Source organism: Micromonospora sp. NPDC049274 (genome assembly GCF_040678875.1).
In the GTDB taxonomy this organism is placed as follows: domain Bacteria; phylum Actinomycetota; class Actinomycetes; order Mycobacteriales; family Micromonosporaceae; genus Micromonospora.
Map to the genome: position 1 here is coordinate 21,863 of NZ_JBFAQS010000005.1, position 16,457 is coordinate 38,319.

20 protein-coding genes are annotated in these 16,457 nt (G+C 71.8%); 7 read left to right on the forward strand and 13 right to left on the reverse strand.

Going from position 1 to position 16,457, the window contains the following annotated elements; all coding sequences use genetic code 11:
- From AB0K10_RS11140 to sigB, 4 genes are all read right to left on the reverse strand, one after another.
- On the reverse strand, positions 1-408 hold the full coding sequence (locus tag AB0K10_RS11140; RefSeq protein ID WP_363682259.1) for a VOC family protein: 408 nt from the start codon (positions 406-408) through the stop codon (positions 1-3).
- Positions 405-905, reverse strand: a complete 501-nt coding sequence (locus AB0K10_RS11145; RefSeq protein ID WP_363682897.1) for an SRPBCC family protein — start codon at positions 903-905, stop codon at positions 405-407. The genes AB0K10_RS11140 and AB0K10_RS11145 overlap by 4 nt, the downstream gene beginning before the upstream one ends.
- A 5-nt stretch (positions 906-910) precedes the next feature.
- Complete coding sequence (locus AB0K10_RS11150) at positions 911-1,288, reverse strand: metalloregulator ArsR/SmtB family transcription factor (RefSeq protein WP_363682261.1); 378 nt, start codon at positions 1,286-1,288, stop codon at positions 911-913.
- Positions 1,289-1,412: 124 nt separating this feature from the next.
- Entirely contained in the window at positions 1,413-2,417 is a 1,005-nt protein-coding gene (gene sigB, locus AB0K10_RS11155; protein WP_363682899.1) for an RNA polymerase sigma factor SigB, read from the reverse strand.
- A 245-nt stretch (positions 2,418-2,662) separates the two neighbouring features.
- Between sigB and AB0K10_RS11160 the strand changes: the two genes are divergently transcribed.
- Positions 2,663-3,448: a sporulation protein gene (locus AB0K10_RS11160; RefSeq protein ID WP_363682901.1), complete on the forward strand. Its 786-nt coding sequence runs from the start codon at positions 2,663-2,665 to the stop codon at positions 3,446-3,448.
- Between the two features lie 63 nt (positions 3,449-3,511).
- Here AB0K10_RS11160 and dtd read toward each other — a convergent pair whose 3' ends face one another.
- The gene (gene dtd, locus AB0K10_RS11165) at positions 3,512-3,934 is read right to left on the reverse strand and encodes a D-aminoacyl-tRNA deacylase (protein WP_363682263.1); all 423 of its coding nucleotides are present in this window, start codon (positions 3,932-3,934) and stop codon (positions 3,512-3,514) included.
- A 37-nt stretch (positions 3,935-3,971) separates the two neighbouring features.
- Complete coding sequence (locus AB0K10_RS11170) at positions 3,972-5,456, reverse strand: methyltransferase (RefSeq protein ID WP_363682265.1); 1,485 nt, start codon at positions 5,454-5,456, stop codon at positions 3,972-3,974.
- Between the two features lie 96 nt (positions 5,457-5,552).
- On the opposite strand from AB0K10_RS11170, the gene AB0K10_RS11175 reads away from it, so the two are divergent.
- Positions 5,553-6,143, forward strand: coding sequence for an HhH-GPD-type base excision DNA repair protein (locus tag AB0K10_RS11175; RefSeq protein WP_363682903.1), 591 nt, complete (start codon positions 5,553-5,555; stop codon positions 6,141-6,143).
- A 9-nt stretch (positions 6,144-6,152) separates the two neighbouring features.
- Here AB0K10_RS11175 and AB0K10_RS11180 read toward each other — a convergent pair whose 3' ends face one another.
- Positions 6,153-6,464 carry a hypothetical protein gene (locus tag AB0K10_RS11180; protein WP_363682905.1) on the reverse strand — a complete coding sequence of 104 codons (312 nt, stop codon included), beginning with the start codon at positions 6,462-6,464 and terminating at the stop codon, positions 6,153-6,155.
- Between the two features lie 13 nt (positions 6,465-6,477).
- Positions 6,478-6,765 (reverse strand): hypothetical protein, encoded by a 288-nt coding sequence (locus tag AB0K10_RS11185; protein ID WP_007456905.1) that lies wholly within the window; start codon positions 6,763-6,765, stop codon positions 6,478-6,480.
- A gap of 104 nt (positions 6,766-6,869) precedes the next feature.
- Here AB0K10_RS11185 and AB0K10_RS11190 point away from each other — a divergent pair, with 104 nt between their 5' ends.
- The gene (locus tag AB0K10_RS11190; protein ID WP_363682267.1) at positions 6,870-7,229 is read left to right on the forward strand and encodes a DUF3099 domain-containing protein; all 360 of its coding nucleotides are present in this window, start codon (positions 6,870-6,872) and stop codon (positions 7,227-7,229) included.
- Positions 7,230-7,309: 80 nt separating this feature from the next.
- On the opposite strand, the gene AB0K10_RS11195 is transcribed toward AB0K10_RS11190, so the two are convergent.
- Both AB0K10_RS11195 and AB0K10_RS11200 read right to left on the reverse strand, forming a co-directional pair.
- Positions 7,310-8,209: a PfkB family carbohydrate kinase gene (locus AB0K10_RS11195; RefSeq protein ID WP_363682269.1), complete on the reverse strand. Its 900-nt coding sequence runs from the start codon at positions 8,207-8,209 to the stop codon at positions 7,310-7,312.
- Entirely contained in the window at positions 8,206-9,141 is a 936-nt protein-coding gene (locus tag AB0K10_RS11200) for a pseudouridine-5'-phosphate glycosidase (RefSeq protein ID WP_363682271.1), read from the reverse strand. The genes AB0K10_RS11195 and AB0K10_RS11200 overlap by 4 nt, the downstream gene beginning before the upstream one ends.
- A gap of 87 nt (positions 9,142-9,228) precedes the next feature.
- Here AB0K10_RS11200 and AB0K10_RS11205 point away from each other — a divergent pair, with 87 nt between their 5' ends.
- The 3 genes from AB0K10_RS11205 to AB0K10_RS11215 all read left to right on the forward strand — a co-directional run bounded on the left by AB0K10_RS11205 (position 9,229) and on the right by AB0K10_RS11215 (position 12,046).
- Positions 9,229-9,447 (forward strand): DUF3039 domain-containing protein, encoded by a 219-nt coding sequence (locus AB0K10_RS11205; protein ID WP_007456912.1) that lies wholly within the window; start codon positions 9,229-9,231, stop codon positions 9,445-9,447.
- Between the two features lie 40 nt (positions 9,448-9,487).
- Positions 9,488-10,132 (forward strand): trimeric intracellular cation channel family protein, encoded by a 645-nt coding sequence (locus AB0K10_RS11210; RefSeq protein WP_363682273.1) that lies wholly within the window; start codon positions 9,488-9,490, stop codon positions 10,130-10,132.
- A gap of 180 nt (positions 10,133-10,312) precedes the next feature.
- Positions 10,313-12,046 carry a DEAD/DEAH box helicase gene (locus AB0K10_RS11215; RefSeq protein WP_363682275.1) on the forward strand — a complete coding sequence of 578 codons (1,734 nt, stop codon included), beginning with the start codon at positions 10,313-10,315 and terminating at the stop codon, positions 12,044-12,046.
- A gap of 209 nt (positions 12,047-12,255) precedes the next feature.
- Here AB0K10_RS11215 and AB0K10_RS11220 read toward each other — a convergent pair whose 3' ends face one another.
- Together AB0K10_RS11220 and AB0K10_RS11225 are read right to left on the reverse strand one after the other, a co-directional pair.
- The gene (locus AB0K10_RS11220; RefSeq protein ID WP_007456919.1) at positions 12,256-12,489 is read right to left on the reverse strand and encodes a hypothetical protein; all 234 of its coding nucleotides are present in this window, start codon (positions 12,487-12,489) and stop codon (positions 12,256-12,258) included.
- Positions 12,490-12,734: 245 nt separating this feature from the next.
- On the reverse strand, positions 12,735-14,324 hold the full coding sequence (locus AB0K10_RS11225) for an RNA polymerase sigma factor (RefSeq protein ID WP_363682277.1): 1,590 nt from the start codon (positions 14,322-14,324) through the stop codon (positions 12,735-12,737).
- Between the two features lie 289 nt (positions 14,325-14,613).
- On the opposite strand from AB0K10_RS11225, the gene AB0K10_RS11230 reads away from it, so the two are divergent.
- Complete coding sequence (locus AB0K10_RS11230) at positions 14,614-15,435, forward strand: inositol monophosphatase family protein (protein ID WP_363682279.1); 822 nt, start codon at positions 14,614-14,616, stop codon at positions 15,433-15,435.
- A gap of 74 nt (positions 15,436-15,509) precedes the next feature.
- On the opposite strand, the gene AB0K10_RS11235 is transcribed toward AB0K10_RS11230, so the two are convergent.
- Positions 15,510-16,028 carry a LytR C-terminal domain-containing protein gene (locus AB0K10_RS11235; protein WP_363682907.1) on the reverse strand — a complete coding sequence of 173 codons (519 nt, stop codon included), beginning with the start codon at positions 16,026-16,028 and terminating at the stop codon, positions 15,510-15,512.
- Between the last annotated feature and the right edge of the window lie 429 nt (positions 16,029-16,457).

Sequence of the window (16,457 nt, forward strand, 5' to 3'; positions counted from 1 at the left end):
TCAGGCGCGGCTGGAGATCTGCTGGACACCCCAGGTGTTGCCGTCCGGGTCGGCGAAGAAGACGAAGCCGACATTGTCCAGCGGGTGCGGCGTGGGGCTCGGGTTGTCGCCCAGCACCTGGATATCGCTGACGTCCACACCACGTTCGACAAGCTCGGCATGGGCCCGCTTCAGGTCGGGCACCACCAGTTGCAGGCCCCGGAGCGAACCGGGAGGCATCTCAGGGACCACTCCGGCGCCGAACACGATGGAACAGCCGGAACCGGGTGGGGTGAGCTGCACGATCCGGCCGAGACCGCCGATGGCGGTGTCGTGGTCGACGGCGAAGCCGAGCTGGTCGGCGTAGAACTTCTTGGCCCGGTCCACATCGGAGACCGGCACGACCACCACTTCCAGGGTCCAGTTCATGGTTGCTCTCTTTCCGTCGTCGTCGTTGTCGATCGCAGCAGCTCGGCGAGCCGCGTGAAGCTCTGCCCGACGCCCCGTGTCATCGGGTACCGCAGCACGGTGTCCCGCCCCTGGGGCGTGGCGTAGAGCAGGGTGGTGGTGACCGTCGTCCGCCCGGCCAGCTCGGTGAACCGGTGGCTGACGAGTGTCTCGCCCGGGTAGGACTGCTCGTCGAAGAGTTCGGTGCAGACCAGCAGGTGGGGTGGCTCGATGCGCCGGTAGACCCCGGCCTGGACCATCCGCCCGCCCTCCGGGCCCAGGGACACGAACCGCCACCGCCCGCCGACCCGCAGGTCGACGTCGCACTCCGCAAGCCTCCACCCGCGGGCGCCGTACCACCGGGTCAGCAGCTCGGGTCGGGTGAAGGCGGCGAACACCAGCTGCGCCGGCGCGTCGAACAGTCGGCTCAACACGATCTCCCGGTCGCCCGGTGTGTGCACGACGAGAGGGTCGTCCAGGCTTGTCACGCCGCCGTCCCGTCCCGTCGGGGCCCCCGACGCTCGGCGTCGGCCTCATCGACGGCCCGGAGTTCGTCGAGCAGGGCGTCGAGGCGCTGGTAGCTCTCCGCCCAGTAGTCCCGGTAGTCGGCCAGCCAGGCCGTCGCCTCACGCAACGGTCGGGCCTCCAGCCGGCACGGCCGGCGCTGGGCGTCCCGCCCCCGGCTGACGAGGCCGGCCCGCTCCAGCACCTTGAGGTGCTTGGAGATGGCCGGCTGGCTCATCTCGAAGGGTTCCGCCAGCTCCGTAACGGTCGCCTCGCCGACCGCGAGCCGGGCGAGGATGGCCCGCCGGGTCGGGTCGGCCAGCGCCGCGAAGGTCGCGTCCAAGAGGTCAGTTCCCACCGCCGATAACCCCCCGGTTCTATAACCAGATGGTTTCTATCGCGGATCGGTGCCACCGTCAAGCACCACGGCAGCAGGAAAGGCCCCGGCGAACCGCCGGGGCCTCCCTGTCGAAGCGGGTACGTCAGCAGGCGTACGCCTCCAGGCGCTGCGCGCGCTCCGGAGCGCGCAGCTTCAGCAGCGTCACCTTCTCGATCTGCCGGATGCGCTCACGGGACAGGCCGAACTCCCGGCCGACCTCGTCCAGGGTGCGCTGCCGGCCGTCGTCCAGCCCGAACCGGAGCCGGATGACCGCCTGCTCCCGCTGCGACAGCGTGGCCAGCACGATGCTCACCTCGTTGCGCAGTTCGCCCTGCGCGGCGCCCTCGCCCGGGTCGGTGCGCGGGTCCACCGAGGCCACGAAGTCACCGAGCGCGCTCTCGCCGTCGTCGCCGACGGCCTGGTCCAGGCTGACCGGCTCGCGGTCGTACGAGATCAGCTCGATGACCTGGAACTCGGGGATGTCCAGGGCACGGGCGACCTCGGCGACCGTGGGCTCGCGACCCAGCGTCACCGCCAGCTCGCGGCGGGCCCGGACCATCCGGTTGACCTGCTCGACCATGTGCACGGGGATGCGGATGGTGCGAGCCTGGTCGGCCATGGCCCGGGTGATCGCCTGCCGGATCCACCAGGTGGCGTACGTGGAGAACTTGTAACCCTTGGCGTAGTCGAACTTCTCCACCGCCCGGATGAGGCCGAGGTTGCCCTCCTGGATCAGGTCGAGGAAGGCCATCCCACGTCCGGTGTAGCGCTTGGCGATGCTGACCACCAGCCGCAGGTTCGCCTCCAGCAGGTGGTCCTTGGCGGCGCGGCCCTCGGCGACGATCAGCTCCAGGTCGGCCCGCAGTTCCTCGGAGACCGGGGTGCAGGTGGCGAGCTTCTCGTCGGCGAACAGGCCGGCCTCGATCCGGCGGGCCAGGTCGACCTCCTGCGCCGCGGTGAGCAGCTTCGTCCGGCCGATCCCGTTCAGGTACGCCCGGACCAGGTCGGTGGAGATGCCGCGCTCGTCGGTGGCGTCCAGGTCGGTGAGGGCCTCTGCGGGCCCGTTGCTCTCGGTGCTGGTGGCCGGGCGCGTCCGGTGTTCCGTCATCTGCAGGACCATCTCTGTCTCTCCCCGTGTCCACGTCTGTGCCGCGTCTCCGGCCCAGTGGTGCCGGTGTGAAACACAGCTTGGCGGGCAGGGCGTGAAACGGGAGTGAGGCGATCGGGCACCCGACAGGAATCCGGCCGGATCGTTGCCGCGGTGTGTCGTCCCGGCGGTTGCGTGCGCCGCCCGGCTACGTTGCGGGCAGGCCGGCCGCCCCGGGTCGGCGTGGTCCGACGATGGAGGACGGTGTGGTCTTCAAGCGGCTCATGAAGGCGATGGGGGTCGGTGGCCCGTCGGTCGAGACGGTGCTCGCCAACCCGAACTGCCGCCCCGGAGGGCAGTTGGAGGGCCGCATCCAGGTGCTCGGCGGCGACCATCAGGTCGACATCGAGCACGTCACGCTCGGCCTGGTCACCCGGGTCGAGGTGGAGAGCGGCGACAGCGACTACGACACCACTCAGGAGTTCCACCGCCAGCGGGTCACCGGCGCGTTCCGGTTGGAGCCGGGGCAGCGCCACGACCTCCCGTTCCGCTTCGACGTGCCCTGGGAGACACCCGTGACCGAGCTGTACGGGCAGCACCTGCACGGCATGACGATGGGCCTGCGGACCGAGTTGGAGGTCGCCCGAGCCGTCGACACCAGCGATCTGGATGCGGTGTCGGTGCACCCGCTGCCCGCGCAGGAGCGGCTGCTGGACGCGCTGCTGCGACTGGGCTTCCGCTTCGCGCGAGCCGATGTGGAGCGTGGGCACCTCTACGGCGTACGGCAGACGTTGCCGTTCTACCAGGAGATCGAGTTCAGCCCGGCACCGCAGTACGCCCGGTCGATCAACCAGTTGGAGGTCACCTTCATCGCCGACGCGCGACAGATGCAGGTGGTGCTGGAGGTCGACAAGCGCGGCGGCGTCTTCACCGAGGGCCGCGACGCCTTCGGCCGGTTCACTGTCGAGCACGCCACGGCCGACCACACCGACTGGCCCGCCGAACTGGACATCTGGCTCCGCGGATCCCTGTCCCGCCGCCCCAGCCGTTGATCATGAAGTTATTGCCCGCCGCCTCGGCGTGTCGTGGCAACAACTTCATGATCAACCGGGGTGTCAGAGGTCCAGGAGGAGGGTTTGGGGGCCTATGTTGGTGCTCTCCACCAGCATGTGGGCGCGGAAGCGGCCGGTCTCGACAGTGGCGCCTCGTTCGCGTAGGGACTCGACTACCGCTGTCACCAGGGGTTCGGCCACCTCGGCGGGGGCTGCCGCCGTCCAACTTGGACGGCGGCCCTTGCGGGCGTCGCCGTAGAGGGTGAACTGGCTGACCACCAGGATCGGCGCTCCGACATCGGCGGCGGACCGTTCGCCGTCCAGGATCCGCAGCTCGTGCACCTTGCGGGCCATCGTCCGGGCGGTTTCGGCGGTGTCGGTGTGCGTCACCCCGAGCAGCACCAGCAGGCCGTTCTCGATCGCGCCGACCACCTCGCCGTCGACCGTCACGCTGGCCCGCCCGACGGTCTGCACCACCGCCCGCATCAGAGCACCCCGGCCCGCAGCAGCACGACCGCCTGCGTCACGCGGTCACCGGCTCGATGAAGCCGCGCTCCACCAGGTGCGCGACGATGGGGCCGGCGGCCTCGGCCATCTCCGCGGGTTCGACGTCGTGGGCCGCCGCGAGCAGGGCGAGCTGGTCGCGCAGCGGCAGCCGGCCGTCGGCCCCACCGACGAGCGCCAGCACCAGCGGGTCGATCTCCTCGGTCCAGCGCAGGCCGTGCGGCATCGCGAGCACCTGCCGGTCCACCGCCCAGCCCTCGTCGCCCATGGTGGCCTCCTGGCGCAGCTGGAGACCATCGGCGGCCCGGTAGCGCTCGGCGAGCAGCCCGTCGGTGTCGCGTACCCGCAGGAAGTTTTGGCGGTCGAACCAGGCGCCGATGTGGTCGCCCAGTGGCGGCTGGACCTGCTGACGCAGGTCCTCCACGCGGACCACCGGATCGGCGTGCCCACCTCGGCGCAGCGACACGATGCCGAAGCCGACTCCCTCGATCTTGTGCGCGTCGAACCAGTCCAGCCAGACGGCGGCCCGCTGCGGGTCGGCGCCCTGGCCGACGTCGTTGAGCCACAGGTCGACGTACGCCATGGGGTCGGCCACCTCGCGTTGGATCACCCAGGCGTCCAGGCCGGTGCCGGCGAACCAGCCGGCCACCCGCTCGTCCCACTCCTCGCCGGCGACGTGCACCCAGTTCGCCAGGTACTGCATGGTGCCGCCCTCGGTGAGCAGGCCGGGAGCGGCGGAGGCCAGTTCGGCGGCGATCGCGTCACCCACCCGCCCCGAGTCGCGGTAGACGTGCGTGGTGGTACCCGGGCCGACCACGAACGGCGGGTTGCTCACCACCAGGTCGAAGCGGCGCCCGGCCACCGGGGCGACCAGGTCGCCGCGCAGCAGCTCCCAGTCCTGGCCGTTGAGGGCGGCGGTGGTCGCGGCGAAGCGCAGGGCCCGCTCGGAGAGGTCAGTGGCGGTCACCGTGTCGGCGTGGGTGGCCAGGTGCAGGGCCTGCACGCCGGAGCCGGTGCCCAGGTCCAGTGCGCTGCCCACCGGCCGGCGCACTGTCGCGCCGATCAGGGTCTGCGTGGCGCCGCCGATGCCCAGCACGTGCTCGGCGTGCAGTGGACGACCCGGCCGGGCGCTGGCCGGCACGTCGGCGAGCACCCACCAGTCGTCGCCGTACGGCTCCAGGTCGACGCCGGCGCGCAGGCCGTCGCCGTAGCGCTCGACCAGCCCGCCGGCCAGCGCCTCCTCCAGCGGGAGGGGCGCCAGCGCGGCGGCCACCGCGGCCTCCGGCTCGGTCTGGTCGCAGATGAACACCCGGATGAGGGTGCCGAGCGGGTCGCCGTCCTCGGTGGCGCGCAGTGCGGCCCGGTAGTCGTTGCGGGCGACCGCGGCGGTGGCCTGCGCGCCCAGCCGCTCGGCGATGCCGTGGCTGGTGAACCCGGTCCGGGTCAGCGCGGCGCGCAGCGCGTCGACACCGGCGGGGGAGAGCAGCATGTCGTGTTCGTCCACGCCCTCATCCTGCCTTTCGTGCCGTCCCGCGTCGGCAGCACCCGCCGGACGACCGCCGGAGCGTCGGTGCCGACCCGGATCCGCGGGCCAGGCAAGATGGCGGGTATGACGCTCGTGCTGCCCATCGATCCGGAGGCCAACCGGCTGCTGGAGCGCAGCCCACTGGCCCTGCTTCTCGGCATGACCCTGGACCAGCAGGTGCCGATGGAGAAGGCGTTCTCCTCTCCGTACGTGCTCACCCAGCGGCTCGGCCACGACCTGGACGCGGCGGAGCTGGCCGGCTACGACCCGGAGGCGCTCGTCGCGCTCTTCGCCCAGCCGCCCGCGTTGCACAGGTTCCCGAAGGCGATGGCGGCCCGGGTGCAGGAGGTCTGTCGGGTGCTCGTGGAGCGCTACGACGGGGACGCCGCGCTGCTCTGGGCCGACGTCGCCGACGGGCCGGAGCTGCTGCGGCGGGTCGCCGGGCTGCCCGGCTTCGGCAAGCAGAAGGCGCAGATCTTCGTGGCCCTGCTCGGCAAGCGGTTCGGGGTGACCCCGCAGGACTGGCGGACGGCGGCCGGCGGGTACGGCGACCCCGGCGCCCACCGGTCGGTGGCGGACGTCACCGACGTCGACTCGCTGCGCCAGGTGCGGGAGTACAAGCAGCAGATGAAGGCGGCGGCCAAGGCGAAGACCGCCGACGGCTGACCCGCGCGCTCAGGCGGCGGTCGGGTGGGCGAGCGAGGCCAGCGCCCGCCGGACGTCGGCGAGGGAGACGGTCGCGGAGTCGTCCAGGTCGGCGAGGCCGGCCTCGATCCACTGCCGCATCAGCGTGGTGACCCCGATGCCCCGGGCATCGGCGGCGGCGCGCACCCGCTCGTACGTCTCCAGTGGCAGCCGCACCGATCGGCTCACCATCGGCACGTCGGTGTCGGGGGTGGGGAGGTCCACCGAAGGGCTGTCGTCGATCAGGTCGGCGAGCCGGTCGTCGCCGCTGTGGAACTGCTTGGTCGCGTCGTTACGGTGCATCGTCACGGCCTCCTCATCGGCGATCTCTCCGCACGGCCTCGTCGTAGCGCTTCGACTCGACGTCGCTCAGCTCGCGGGCGGAGAGGATGTCCCAGTCGTTGTCGGTGCCATCGGCCTCGGCGAGCAGCACCGCCAGGCGGCGGCCGCGCCGGCCGGCGGCGTAGACCACCATCACGTCGTCACCCAGGTGGCGGATGACCCGTCGAGCGCTGTGCAGCGCCTCCCAGACTTCCCCGGGCGTGACGTCGTAGACCCTCAGGTTGGCCAACGCCTCGTCGGTGAAGCTGAACCTGCTGCCCACGTCGCGCAGCGTACCACGCACGTAACACGTACCGGGCCAGGTCAATTTTCGCTGATCACGCCTCCGTGGTGACAGGATGGGGCGTAATCCCCTCGAGGAGGTCCATGGTGAAGCGTCAGGCGTACCAGCCGATTCTGATCACCGATGCCTCGCGCAGCCAGAATGATCAGCTCACCAGCCGTCAGCGCCGCTATGTCCTCATGATGGGCATCCGGGTGGCCTGCATCGTCGCCGGCGCGATCCTGGTCGGCGCGAACGCCCCACTGCTCTGGGTCTGGTTGCCGCTGTGTGCCCTCGGCATGGTGCTCATTCCGTGGTTGGCCGTGTTGCTGGCCAACGACCGGCCGCCCAAGGAGGAGCACCGGCTGGCCAATCGGTTCCACAGCCGTCAACAGGACGAGACCCCGCCGATGAGCCTCACCGCCGAGGAACGCCCACACAGGGTCATCGACGTCGAGCCCTGACCCGCGTCGCGCGGGCCAGGGCTCGACCGTTCTCGGCCGCGCGGTGGCCGTGGGCCGGCCGTTACGGCTGCTTTCGACAGTTACGGCTGTGGCCGCGCACCGGCCGTGGAGACGGCCAGCGCGCCCAGGTCGGTCGCGCGGCTCAGTGCCGCGGTCGGGGTGGCACCGGCGAGCCACGCGGTGAGCAGGCCGGCCGCGAAGGCGTCGCCCGCGCCCGTGACGTCCACCACCGCCACCCGCCGGGCCGGAGCCACGCAGACCGGCGAGGTGCGGTCCACCCAGACCGCTCCCGCCGCCCCGCGCTTCACCACGACCCGCCGAGCCGTCGCCGACAGCGCCCGCCCCTGCGCCGCCGGGTCCAGACCGCCGGCCAGCACCGTGGCCTCGTCCGCGTTGACCAGCAGCAGGTCGACATCGCGTACCCAACCGAGAAAGGTCCGCGCGCCGACCCGCCGCAGCGGCGCCGCGGACGCCGCGTCGACGCTTGTGGTGAGCCCGCGCTCGCGGGCGGCGCCCAGCGCCCGCAACCCCGCGCCGCGCGACCCGGCGTCCAACAGGGTGTACGCGGACAGGTGCAGATGCCCCGCCTCGGGCACCGCCGCCAGGGCCTTCTCCACGTGCTCGGCGCGCAACGCGAGGTTCGCGCCCCGCGACGTGACCATGGTCCGCTCGCCGTCGGCCGCCAGCACGATCACCGTGCCGGTCCGGGCGCCCACCACCCGCTCGACCGCGCAGTCCACGCCCGCGCGGTCCAGCTCGGCCACCCGGTCGCGCCCGGCGTCATCGTCGCCGACCGCGCCGACGAGTGTGACGGCCATCCCCTGCGCGGCGATCCAGGCGGCGGTGTTGGCCGCCTGCCCGCCCCCGCCGAGACTGATCTCGGCACCGGTGTCCGACCCGGCCGCGAGCGGCCCGGACAGCACCGCGACCACGTCGGTGATCACGTCCCCGACGACGACCACGCGGGCCCCAGGGGTCATGCCGGGACGGCGGAGGCGCGGGCGACCGCGGCGACCGCGATGCGCGCGGCCAGGTCGGCGTTGCGCAGGATGATCCGGACGTTCACCGCCAGGCTGGCGCCCTCGGTGGCCGAGTGGAAGTGCGCCAGGAGGTACGGGGTGACGGCCTTGCCGGTCACCCCGTCCCGCTCCAGCCGGGCCAGCCCTTCGGCGAGGGTCCGGTCGTGCAGCTCCGGGTCGAGCTGCTCGTCGACCGGCAGCGGGTTGGCGACGAGCAGGCCGCCGGTGTGCACGGCGTGCTCGTCGCGGGCGGCCAGCACGGCGGCGACCTGCTCCGGGGAGTCCACCGACCAGTCCAGGTCGAAGCCCGCGTCGGTGAGGTAGAAGCCGGGGAACCGGCGGGTGCGGTAACCGATGACGGCGACCCCGAGGGTCTCCAGGCGCTCCAGCGTCGCGCCCACGTCGAGGATCGACTTGACCCCCGCGCAGACCACCGTGATCGGAGTCTGGGCCAGGGTGACCAGGTCCGCCGACTCGTCGAAGGTGTGCGCCGCCTCGCGGTGCACGCCGCCCAGGCCGCCGGTCGCGAACACCCCGATCCCGGCGGCGGCGGCCACGGCGCTCGTCGCCGCCACGGTGGTGGCGCCGTCCGCGCCGGTCGCGGCCGCCACGGCCAGGTCGCGGACCGAGAGCTTCGTCACCCCGTCGACGGTGGCCAGCCGGGTCAGCTGCGCGTCGTCCAGGCCGACCACCAGCTCGCCGCCGATCATCCCGATGGTCGCCGGCACCGCCCCGGCGTCCCGGACCGCCTGCTCGATCTCGCGGGCCACCTGCAGGTTCTGCGGACGGGGCAGGCCGTGCGAGACGATGGTGCTCTCCAGCGCGACGACGGGCCGGCCGTCGCGCAGGGCTTCGGCCACCTCGGTGCCGAAGCTGATGCGAAAGTCAGTCACACCGGCACGGTACGGGTCGGAACCGGCCCGGGCTCAAGTGGACCCGGCCGTGATGACCTGCCAAACTTGGCGGTTGGAGGTGCAGACGTGAGCACAGAGGTTCTCGAGCGTCCGGAACTGAAGGACGCCGACACCGGTCCCGAGATGTTCCACTACGTCCGCAAGGAGAAGATCGCCGAGAGTGCCGTCATGGGCACCTTCGTCGTCGCGCTCTGCGGGGAGACCTTCCCGGTCACCAAGGCGGCCAAGCCGGGCTCGCCGGTCTGCCCCAAGTGCAAGGAGATCTACGACTCGTACCGCGAGTGAACCCCGGCCGGCGCTCCGGCCGGCGACGTAGCCTGCGGCGGTGACCACCTCCACCGCCCTGCTCGTCGCCGACCTGACCGGGGTGGCGGTCTTCGCCGCCTCCGGCGCCTCGGCGGCGGTGGCCAAACGACTCGACCTGTTCGGCGTCGCGTTCGTCGGCTTCGTGGCCGCGCTCGGCGGTGGGATCTTCCGCGACCTGGTCATCGACGAGGTGCCGCCGCTCGCCTTCGCCGACTGGCGGTACGCCACCACCGCGGCGATCACCGCGGTCGCCGTCTTCTGGCTGCACCCACAGCTCGCCCGACTGCGCACCACTGTGCTGGTGCTCGACGCTGCGGGCCTCGGTCTGTTCACCGTGACCGGCACGCTCAAGGCGTTCGACGCCCGGGTGCCGGCGGTCGGCGCCTGCCTGATCGGCATGCTCACCGCGATCGGCGGCGGGCTCGGCCGGGACCTGCTGACCGCCGAGATCCCGGTGGTGCTGCGCCGGGAGATCTACGCGGTGGCCGCCCTGGCCGGATCGGTCGCGGTGGCGTTGCTGTACGTCACCGGGCAGACCGGGCCGGCGCCGCTCACCGCCGCCGCCGTCGGGGTCTTCGGGCTGCGCCTGATCGCGCTGCGCCGCCGCTGGTCCGCGCCGGTGGCCACGCTGCGGCCACCGACGACCGGCGACCCGGAGTGGTGAGGCCCGTCCTGCGCGGGTGGTGAACGTGACAGGCGTGGTGTCGCCTGGGCCGACGGGCCCGCGCTGGTTATGCTGAGTCGGCCTTCGCGGCAGCTTCTGCGCGGAGGCGTTTTCATGGGCGGCGATACTCGTGGCCCTCGCCCGGTGTCCGCCCTCGTGCGGTCGGAGAGGAGCTTTCGCGTGGCAGCCCGGACGCCGGTGCTCGAGACGTTCCCGGCACTACGTGCCTGGCAGCGCAAGGCCCTGGTGGAGTACCTGCGCCGGCGTACCGAGGACTTCACAGCGGTCGCGACGCCGGGCGCCGGCAAGACCACCTTCGCCCTGCGGATCGCTGCCGAGCTGCTCGGCGACGGCACCGTCGAGGCGGTCACCGTGGTCGCGCCCACCGAGCACCTGAAGAACCAGTGGGCCGAGGCCGCGGCGCGGGTGGGCATTCAGCTCGACGCCGCGTTCCGCAACGCCGACGTGCACTCGGCGGCCGACTTCCACGGCGCGGTGGTCACCTACGCCCAGGTGGGGATGGCCCCGCAGGTGCACAGGCGGCGCACCATGACCCGTCGCACCCTGGTCATCCTCGACGAGATCCACCATGCCGGCGACTCCCGCTCCTGGGGCGACGGCGTGAAGAACGCCTTCGAACCCGCCGTACGCCGGCTGATGCTCACCGGTACGCCGTTCCGCTCCGACGACAACCCCATCCCGTTCGTCACCTACGAGCGGGGCGGTGACGGGCTGCTGCGCTCCCACGCCGACTCGGTGTACGGCTACGCCGACGCGCTGCGCGACGGCGTGGTCCGGCCGGTGCTCTTCCTGGCGTACTCCGGGGAGACCCGCTGGCGCACGAACGCGGGGGACGAGTTGGCGGCCCGCCTCGGCGAGCCGATGACCCAGGACCTGGTGGCGCAGGCGTGGCGTACCGCCCTGGACCCGGCGGGGGACTGGATGCCGCAGGTGCTGCGCGCCGCCGACGCCCGCCTCACCGTGCTGCGCAACGCCGGCATGCCCGACGCCGGTGGTCTGATCATCGCGACCGACCAGCAGACCGCCCGCTCGTACGCCAAGCTCATCGAGCAGATAACCGGCGAGAAGGCTGCCGTGGTGCTCTCCGACGACCAGGGCGCTTCCGCGCGGATCGCGACGTTCGCGGCGTCCGACCAGCGGTGGCTGGTCGCGGTGCGGATGGTGTCCGAGGGGGTGGACATCCCCCGGCTGGCGGTCGGCGTCTACGCCACCAGCGCCAGCACCCCGCTCTACTTCGCCCAGGCGATCGGTCGGTTCGTGCGGGCCCGCCGCCCCGGCGAGACGGCGTCGGTCTTCCTGCCCAGCGTGCCGCACCTGCTCGGGCTGGCCAGCGAGATGGAGAACGAGCGGGACCACGTCCTCGGCAAACCCAAGGACTCCGACGGCCTCGATGACGACCTGCTGGAACGGGCGCAGCGCGACGACCAGGCCAGCGGGGAGCTGGAGAAGCGCTTCGCGGCGCTCTCGGCCACCGCCGAACTGGACCAGGTGATCTTCGACGGCGCGTCCTTCGGGACCGCCGCGCAGGCCGGCACACCGGAGGAGGAGGAGTACCTCGGCCTGCCCGGCCTGCTCACCGCCGACCAGGTCTCGCTGCTGCTGACCAAGCGCCAGGCGGCACAGCTCGCCGCCCAGCGCCGTCGTACGGCCGACGGGGCCGCTCAGCCGGCCGCTGCGCCCACGGCGGCGCCTCCGGCACCCATGAGTGCCGCCCAGCGTCGTGTGGCGCTCCGGCGGCAACTGAACGCTCTGGTGGCCGCCCGGCACCATCGCACCGGCCAACCCCACGGCAAGATCCACGCTGAGCTGCGCCGGCTCTGTGGCGGCCCGCCGAGCGCCCAAGCCACCATCGAGCAGCTCGAGGAACGCATCGCGACGGTGCAGACCCTCTAGCCCGGCTGCCCCCTCGATTTTCGTGAAAACGCGGTGTTCGAGCGAGGTGGAGAGCGCGACTTCCGTGAAACTGAGTGGATCACGAAGCGCCCCCGCGTCGGAGGCAGCAACTTCGGTGAAGTTGCGCGGGGCGCGCGGGTGCTGGACAGGAAAAAGCCGGCCGGAGACACCCTCAGGGTGCCTCCGGCCGGCTATGTCGGTCTACGGACTCAGTTCGCCATCAGATCGGCGCCACGCCAGCTGAAGTCGGGCTCCGTTGCGAACCGCTCGGTGATCTTCACGAGATCCTCCGCGTACTTGTTCGCGTGGTGCCCGCAGAACACCAGCTCGCTCCCACCCACCAGAGTGATCCGGAGCTTGCCGGCAGCATTGCAGCGGTCGCACCGTTCATCGGCGGCTGGGGGTGCCACCGTTTCGGGCGGCGGCGTGAGGGTCGAGTTCATCGCCTTCCTCCTCTGGTCGTCACCGATGAACAATCTCTTCGGTCGTTGCTCACCTATCGTGCAACACCCTTGCTAGGCGCTGCCTTCCCTGTGTGCCCGCGGGGGACCGAGGTCACACCTGGCAGGGACAGTGTGCCGTGCACCCAGGGTGCCACGTCAACGATCACATTCGTGCATCCGGACGATCTCCATCTGGTGTTGCACACCAGGTGGCCAAAACGACACGTTCGGTTGACGAAACCGGCTCAGTCCAGGTAATCCCGGAGAACCTGCGACCGGGACGGGTGACGCAGCTTGGACATCGTCTTGGACTCGATCTGCCGGATCCGCTCCCGGGTCACCCCGTAGACCTGGCCGATCTCGTCAAGCGTCCGCGGCTGACCGTCGGTCAGGCCGAAACGCAGACGTACCACACCCGCCTCACGCTCGGAGAGCGTCTGCAGCACCTGCTGGAGCTGGTCCTGCAGGAGCGAGAACGAGACCGCGTCGACGGCCACCACGGCCTCGGAATCCTCGATGAAGTCACCGAGCTGGCTGTCGCCCTCGTCGCCGATGGTCTGGTCCAGCGAGATGGGCTCCCGGGCGTACTGCTGGATCTCCAGCACCTTCTCCGGTGTGATGTCCATCTCCTTGGCCAGCTCCTCCGGCGTGGGCTCACGGCCCAGGTCCTGGAGCAGCTCGCGCTGTATGCGGCCGAGCTTGTTGATGACCTCGACCATGTGCACCGGGATGCGGATGGTGCGGGCCTGGTCGGCCATGGCGCGGGTGATGGCCTGCCGGATCCACCAGGTGGCGTACGTGGAGAACTTGTAGCCCTTGGTGTAGTCGAACTTCTCCACCGCGCGGATGAGGCCGAGGTTGCCCTCCTGGATCAGGTCCAGGAAGGCCATGCCGCGCCCCGTGTACCGCTTGGCCAGCGAGACGACCAGACGGAGGTTCGCCTCGAGGAGGTGGTTCTTGGCGCGCTCGCCGTCGCGGGAGATCCAGCCCAGGTCGCGGACCATCTCCCGGGCGAGCTTCTCCTCGCCCTCGTCGGCCGCGCGCAGCTGCTCGGCGGCGTACAGCCCGGCCTCGATCCGCTTGGCCAGCTCCACCTCCTGCTCGGCGTTGAGCAGCGGAACCTTGCCGATCTGCTTCAGGTACGCACGGACGGAGTCGGCGGAGGCCGTCAGCTCGGCGTCACGCCGAGCCTGCTTGAGGGCCTCGGACTCCTCGTCGTCCCACTCGAAGTCGTTGTCGGTGGCCGACGCGGCGGCGTCGGTCTCGGCGGCCTGGGCCAGCTCGGCCGGCTCCTCCACCACCACGTCCTCGATGGCGGCGGCGAGCTCCTCCGGGTCGATCTCTCCCTCGGCACCCTCGCCCTTGGCCTTGGCCGGCTTGGCGCCGGCCGCCGCGGCCACCGTCGCCTTGGTGGCGCGGGTGGACTTGGTCGCCTTCGCCGGGGTGGCCGCGGCGGCGCCGTCGGCGGCCTTGCGAGCGGCCACCTTGCGCGGCGCCGGCGTCGACGCCGGCTCGTCGGAGGCCGGCGCCTGCTTCGGGGCGGGCGCGGCGGCCTTCTTGGTGGTCTTGGCGGTGGTGGCCCGGGACGCGGGGGTCGTCGAGCGGGCCGCGGCGACCCGGCGGCGGGTGCTCGCCGAGCCGTCCACCACAACGGTCACTCCCGCCTCGGAGAGCGCCCGGAGGATCTTCTTGGCCTGGGCCGGAGTCACCTCGGCGGTCTCGACGGTGCGCGCGAGCTGAGCCGACGTGAGCTGACCACCGGCGCTCTGCGCGTGGGCGATCAGGGTGTCGGTGAGCGAGCGAACGTCGGCGCCGGGCTGGCGGGGTTCTGTCACGAATGACCTTCCGGAGGCGAAGAGCGGGCACGGCCGGGTCGTCCGGCACAGCGTGGGGCAACCGGGCCGGGCGATGTGGTTGAGGGACCCTCGTGTCCCGGGCCGGCCGGTGGTCGGCGGTCCGTGGCGCGTGGGCAGGGGTGAATTGTAACGCCGTCTGCGGCGATCATCCTGCGCCGCACGGCGTAACGGCGGCGGGACCGCCGATTCGGCGCAGATGTGGACTTTGTAAGGATGATACTCGCGCACGGCCCGGAACGCCCCGGTCGTACGGGAAGGGGACCCTGGAATGGACCGTTCGGCGCCGCCACCGCGGGAACTGTTGGCGATCGCGATCGAGGTGGCCCGGGACGCCGCGGCCACCGCGTACCGGATGCGGGCCGAGGGCGTGTCCGTGGCGGCGACCAAGAGCACGGTCACCGACGTGGTCACGGCGGCGGACCGCGCCGTCGAGCGGCAGGTCCTCGACGCGCTGTGCGCCTTGCGGCCGGGGGACGCGGTCCTGGGCGAGGAGTACGGCACCCAGGACACCGGCCCCGCCGAGCCGGGCGGCGTGCGGTGGATCGTCGACCCGATCGACGGCACCGTGAACTACCTCTACGGGTTGCCGTACAGCGCGGTGTCGCTGGCGGCCGAGGTGGACGGGGTGGTGGTCGCCGGCGTGGTGCGCAACGTGAACACCGGCGAGGAGTGGACCGCCACCGCGGGTGGCGGTGCCTGGCGCGACGGCGTCCGGCTGCGCTGCTCCGGGGAGACGGACCTGGGGCAGGCGCTGGTCGGCACCGGCTTCGGCTACGACGCCGGCCGGCGGGCGCACCAGGCGTCGGTGGTGGCCGGGCTGATCGCGTCGGTGCGGGACATCCGCCGCCTCGGTGCCGCCGCCCTGGACCTCTGCCTGGTGGCGGAGGGGCGGCTGGATGCGTACTTCGAGAAGGGCCTGGCCGCCTGGGACCTGGCCGCCGGCGGTCTGGTGGCGGCCGAGGCGGGCGCGCGGGTCTCCGGCCTGACCGGTCGTCCGCCCGGCCCGGACCTGGTGATCGCGGCCCCGCCCACCCTCTTCCCCGAGTTGCACGACCGGCTGGCCGCCCTGGACGCCTCTGGCGGCCCCTGACGACGTCCTGAGCGCGTCGGGAGCGCCGGGGGCGGACCGGGGGTGGCAGGGGGCGGGATCGGGCGGTTACGGCGTCACTTCTTGGGGGCGGGGGCCGGGCAGGAGCCGGCCGGCGCGACCGGCGGGCCCAGGTCGCCGAGGGACTGGTTGACCTCGGTGGTGGTGGCGAGCTGCTGGAAGCCGTTGCCCAACACCACGTCGACCACGTCGTCCGTGCGCTTCGCGTCGTAGACCGGCTCGGCGTTGTTGAGGAAGTACGCCTTGAGCAGGTGGGCGGAGCTGACGCCCTTGGGGCCGTACCGCAGCACGGCGACGTCGTCGATCCCCTTGGGCGCGTTGCCGACCTTCTTGACCTGGAACTTTCGGTTGCGGAAGTCGTCCGCGACCATGCCGGCGCGGCCCGGCTCGACTGTCGCGTTCAAAACATTGATCTTGACGTCCTTGGGCTCGTGCAGCGTCACGTCGGCAAGCGGCCAGCCGTCCGGACAACCGCCTGCTGCGCCGGCCCCCCGTTGGCTGTCACGAACGATCGCGGTGATCACGAAGGCCAGGGCCAGGACGCCCAGCAGGCCGACGACGACGAGTGCTCGCACTCGCGCAAAACTCATCTGGGCGCTCCCGGGACCTCAGGTGGGTGGCGGCGGCCGCCACCGATCGCACTGACCGCCGGCCGTCGAATACGCCGCTGAGGTTAACGGTTGTCCGGCCGTCGCGTGGAAACAGTCCGACATGCCGGCGCGCCGACCGCGAACCGGGTACTACTACCCCTATCTTCGTGTCGCCTGAATCACATTGGGAACAACTTCGCGTGCGGGGGCGTACATCTCAGCCGCAAGGGCGGTATACATGCCTCGCCCAAGGGGGGGTAAGGTTCCGCGCTCGCAGGGGAGTGGCCCCAGCGGTCCCGACCCGTACAGTCCCCGGGTCGGGTGCCCGACACAAGTGGTGGTCGGCCAGCGGAACCGAAACAGCGTCGTCCGGCGTTACAACCGGAAGCGACAACATCGATATGGGAGAGTGAC

Bases quoted from the DNA above. Each gene is read 5' to 3' on its own strand.
- AB0K10_RS11190 (WP_363682267.1), top strand. From the start codon at position 6,870: ATGGTGAAGCGTCAGGCGTACCAGCCGATTCTGATCACCGATGCCTCG.
- sigB (WP_363682899.1), bottom strand. From the start codon at position 2,417: ATGACGGAACACCGGACGCGCCCGGCCACCAGCACCGAGAGCAACGGG.
- AB0K10_RS11140 (WP_363682259.1), bottom strand. From the start codon at position 408: ATGAACTGGACCCTGGAAGTGGTGGTCGTGCCGGTCTCCGATGTGGAC.
- AB0K10_RS11230 (WP_363682279.1), top strand. From the start codon at position 14,614: ATGGACCGTTCGGCGCCGCCACCGCGGGAACTGTTGGCGATCGCGATC.
- AB0K10_RS11180 (WP_363682905.1), bottom strand. From the start codon at position 6,464: ATGCACCGTAACGACGCGACCAAGCAGTTCCACAGCGGCGACGACCGG.
- AB0K10_RS11220 (WP_007456919.1), bottom strand. From the start codon at position 12,489: ATGAACTCGACCCTCACGCCGCCGCCCGAAACGGTGGCACCCCCAGCC.
- dtd (WP_363682263.1), bottom strand. From the start codon at position 3,934: ATGCGGGCGGTGGTGCAGACCGTCGGGCGGGCCAGCGTGACGGTCGAC.
- AB0K10_RS11195 (WP_363682269.1), bottom strand. From the start codon at position 8,209: ATGACCCCTGGGGCCCGCGTGGTCGTCGTCGGGGACGTGATCACCGAC.
- AB0K10_RS11175 (WP_363682903.1), top strand. From the start codon at position 5,553: ATGGCGGGTATGACGCTCGTGCTGCCCATCGATCCGGAGGCCAACCGG.